Below are 3,289 nucleotides of genomic sequence, written 5' to 3'. Positions count from 1 at the left end.
AATTAATAAATCTCTGATTCCTAAGATAGAATTTACTGGGGACATCGGCATTGCTTCCATTAAACGTGTTTCGTCGCAAAAACAAGTCTAATGAATGTCGGCGTCCCCCGTTAATGATGAAGAGCCGTTATTACTGTCTGCCGGCCAAGGAGCGCTTTGCCAAGCGCTATGCGGTTGCCGCGGATGTGCACAGCACCGCCAAGCAAGCTGTGTCGGTTGCCAGAAACAATGGCGACAAGGTCGGTCTCCAAAAAGCTGAGCATGCCTTGAAAGAGGCTGGCGTGGCCGTCGATAAGCTCGATCTTTTCAAGAAAAACCTGAAAAGCTTCGTAAAGCTTTATGAGTTCCTATCGCAAATCATTGATTACGAAGACCGGGAGCTGGAGCAGCTGAATGTTTACGCCAAGCATTTGCAACCGCTTTTACAAGTCAGCCGCCTGGAAGATGAGGATGTGGACGTTTCCGAGCTGGAATTAACCCACTATCGGTTAACCAAGCGTGCCGAGCACGCGCTGAAACTCAACGAGAATACAGGCGAGTATGGTCTTAAGCCGGGCAGCGACGTGGGTACCGGCAAGCCACATGATCCGGAAAAAAAGCGGCTTTCAGAGATAATCGATGCATTAAACGATCTGTTTGGCGCCGAGATTAGCGACGATGATCAATTGCATTTCGCCAACGGCGTGGCCGCTCGTATTAGCCGCGACGCAGAGGTAATGGCACAGGTTAACGGCTATAGCAAAGAACAAGTGATGCACGGGGTCTTTCCTAAGCGAATCGAAGACGTTGTTCTGGACGCGATGACCGAAAACGAAAAAATGGCCATGGAAATTTTGGGCGACCAGAATAAAGGGCGAGATTTTGCGTTGTTGATTTTGCGATTATTGGCAGGGTACGGGAAAAGTGGTGCACCGCCCTTGGCAACAGAAAGGACGTAGAACGGCCAGCGATAGTTTGAGGGGGGCTTCATTGACACCTCCCAATCCCCGATTTCGTTCGGTAAAATGAACTTCTGTTGGGCTCGTCCCTGGAGAGATTATGACAACGAACCATTCCATCGCCGAATTGGTAACGGTATCTGACTCCAAGATCGACGAACGCAAGCGCACCCGCCGATTCGAAACTAAAGCGGCGAACATCGAGTGTTTGGGTCGATTTATTCGTAATCGGTGAGTGCATGTCCCGCCTTCTCTGACATGTTCTGCCAGCATTTCCTAGTATTACAGAAAGCGAGACGGACTGACTATATTGGGTCGATTTCAGCTTCTTCAGCTTTGGCTACAATCGGCCAGAAGCAGCCATTGGTGCACCGACCGCCTGTGCGCAACACGAACAGCGCTCTTGGGACTTGTAGTTTTGCGCAAATTGCCATCTTCCGCTGGCGAACTATCCCTGTTACAAAGAAGTATATTTACCAGAACGACAACGTTGATCGGATTGTCTTCTGAACTTAGATGGTGGTTAAGAGAGGGATTTTGAATGCCAAAGAACGTTGCTAGGGACGGCTGCTTAGCCGAGATCAAGAGGTTCTTCAAGTATTACTTCTCTTTTTGCGAAAGTCCAGATCCGGACGCAGTAAGAGAAGCGTTCGCATCCGCATACAGCTTAAACGACAAGCTACGAAAGGCGGGATATCCTAATTTTTTTCGCAGCAAAGAGTTCTTGGCTATCAAAGCGGTGCGGAACTACGCCATTCACGAAGCAGAGATATACAACAAGACTCGATCGCTTCCATTGGCCTCCACAGTGCCTATTGGAGCTGAGCTAAGTATCTTGTGTCTGATCCCCAAAAGAATCATGGAGCAGATACTGGACGGCTGTTCTGAAGATAGTGTTATTGCCATCAAAGATACGTGCGTTTTTTACAGGGACTATGTCGATATTTACCCAAGCATGTTTAATTTCGGAGTCCAGCTATTTCTTTATACTGAGACGCACAGCTTTAAAGTGGATTCTAAAGAGTATGCTGAGTTCGCCAATTCAATTGAATACGAAAGAATAAATAATTATCCGCACTTTGTAGTCGGTGGATTTAAGCTCCCTCAAGGGGGCTGCGTTGATGAATTTATTGAGGTAGGACTCAGTACAATCGACGAGAAAATTATTGTACAGAACACGTTCTATTCTGAAGATAAAGGAATGTTTACATTCAAAGGCTTTTAGCTCCAGATTCTGGGCGAACATCCAATATTAATTCCATCCAACGCAGCTTCTACGTGCGGCTTTCGCAACTGTTAGTTGACTGTCTGCTACGGGTCGTTTCTGATGGAGGTGCTGGCCTTCAAACGGCCAGAAGCTGTCACTCGACCATTTGCTTTTCGTGCTCATCGAAAACTGCAATGTTGGACTTTTTAGGTTTGCCTGAAAACTATAGTTGGCCTTCTCACTACCATTGTTGCGGCTAAATTTTTTATCCGAGTGACAACCGCGTATGGTTTGTCGTCTAAATATATTAGACTTTTTATGGCGTATCTAGATTGCGAAACCGTTGAATCGACCATATCCTGCATCGCAGAGATATATGGCGTGCAGCCCGGACAAATCAATGCCTTCTTTGACCGGTTCGACATAGAGCAGCACTTCGAGAGCAGAAGACCTGAAAGAGATGGCGCCTATGAAACGAAGCGCCTTCTGGAGGATCTCTTTGGCCAACCGAAGAACCCTATCACGAGGACATATTGGTTCCACCTGACGCGCGTCCCGGAGGGCACTTCTTTTCAAGGCGGCATCTTGCCTCTCAATGAAGCATTGCCTCGTATATGGGAAATGCTTTACAAGCTTTTAAGTAAAACCAAGCACGTAAGCCGTTTGAGGGAGATGGCTCTAAATGGTGTTGCTGATTTTCAATACACGTTCAAGACAGCCGATTCCCTTCATTGGGGGCCTTATGCAATGCTTGTTAAGGATATTGGCGTATGCGCTGAATCGGTCGGAAATCATGACTATCTAAGAATACCAGAGATCGTGGAAGACATCTGCAACGGCTATGAGAAGCTGTATAGCGAGAACATTCAGTCGCTGGTAGAGGCCAGCCTCGTGCCAACTGTTGTGAAGTTTTGGTCTGAAGACCCAGAGGATCAGTACGGCCTGGAATCCGCAATCTACTATGCCTATCTAGTCCATCACAAAATGGAACTAACCTCGTCAGCAAACACTTGCTTTGTAACGGCCCGGCCAGCACCGTGTTGCGTTAAATCCGAATCTGCATCAGCCGCTCGTTGACCTCTTGAAGGTCGAAGGCAGCTGGATCGAATGGGCCGCCATGCCATTGCATCATCTGTTCGTGTTC

Annotated in this window: 4 protein-coding genes; all 4 read left to right on the top strand. The window is 47.6% G+C overall.

Going from position 1 to position 3,289, the window contains the following annotated elements; translation table 11 throughout:
* Nucleotides 1-113 precede the first annotated feature (113 nt).
* The 4 genes from CR155_RS20495 (at nt 114) to CR155_RS20485 (ending at nt 3,222) form a co-directional block, all read left to right on the top strand.
* Nucleotides 114-938 (top strand): hypothetical protein, encoded by an 825-nt coding sequence (locus tag CR155_RS20495; protein ID WP_102071907.1) that lies wholly within the window; start codon nt 114-116, stop codon nt 936-938.
* Nucleotides 939-1,038: 100 nt separating this feature from the next.
* Complete coding sequence (locus tag CR155_RS21255; RefSeq protein ID WP_255399282.1) at nt 1,039-1,173, top strand: hypothetical protein; 135 nt, start codon at nt 1,039-1,041, stop codon at nt 1,171-1,173.
* Between the two features lie 306 nt (nt 1,174-1,479).
* Nucleotides 1,480-2,163 (top strand): hypothetical protein, encoded by a 684-nt coding sequence (locus tag CR155_RS20490; protein ID WP_102071906.1) that lies wholly within the window; start codon nt 1,480-1,482, stop codon nt 2,161-2,163.
* Between the two features lie 300 nt (nt 2,164-2,463).
* Nucleotides 2,464-3,222 (top strand): hypothetical protein, encoded by a 759-nt coding sequence (locus tag CR155_RS20485; protein WP_102071905.1) that lies wholly within the window; start codon nt 2,464-2,466, stop codon nt 3,220-3,222.
* The last annotated feature ends 67 nt before the right edge of the window (nt 3,223-3,289 follow it).

The organism is Pollutimonas nitritireducens, assembly GCF_002849615.1.
Classification (GTDB): Bacteria; Pseudomonadota; Gammaproteobacteria; order Burkholderiales; family Burkholderiaceae_B; genus Pollutimonas; species Pollutimonas nitritireducens.
Note: the sequence above shows the minus strand (reverse complement) of the source record. Positions and strands in the feature narration are given on the sequence as shown.

Excerpts from the sequence above, each read along its gene's own strand:
- CR155_RS20485 (WP_102071905.1), top strand. The coding sequence starts at position 2,464 with ATGGCGTATCTAGATTGCGAAACCGTTGAATCGACCATATCCTGCATC.
- CR155_RS20490 (WP_102071906.1), top strand. The coding sequence starts at position 1,480 with ATGCCAAAGAACGTTGCTAGGGACGGCTGCTTAGCCGAGATCAAGAGG.
- CR155_RS21255 (WP_255399282.1), top strand. The coding sequence starts at position 1,039 with ATGACAACGAACCATTCCATCGCCGAATTGGTAACGGTATCTGACTCC.
- CR155_RS20495 (WP_102071907.1), top strand. The coding sequence starts at position 114 with ATGATGAAGAGCCGTTATTACTGTCTGCCGGCCAAGGAGCGCTTTGCC.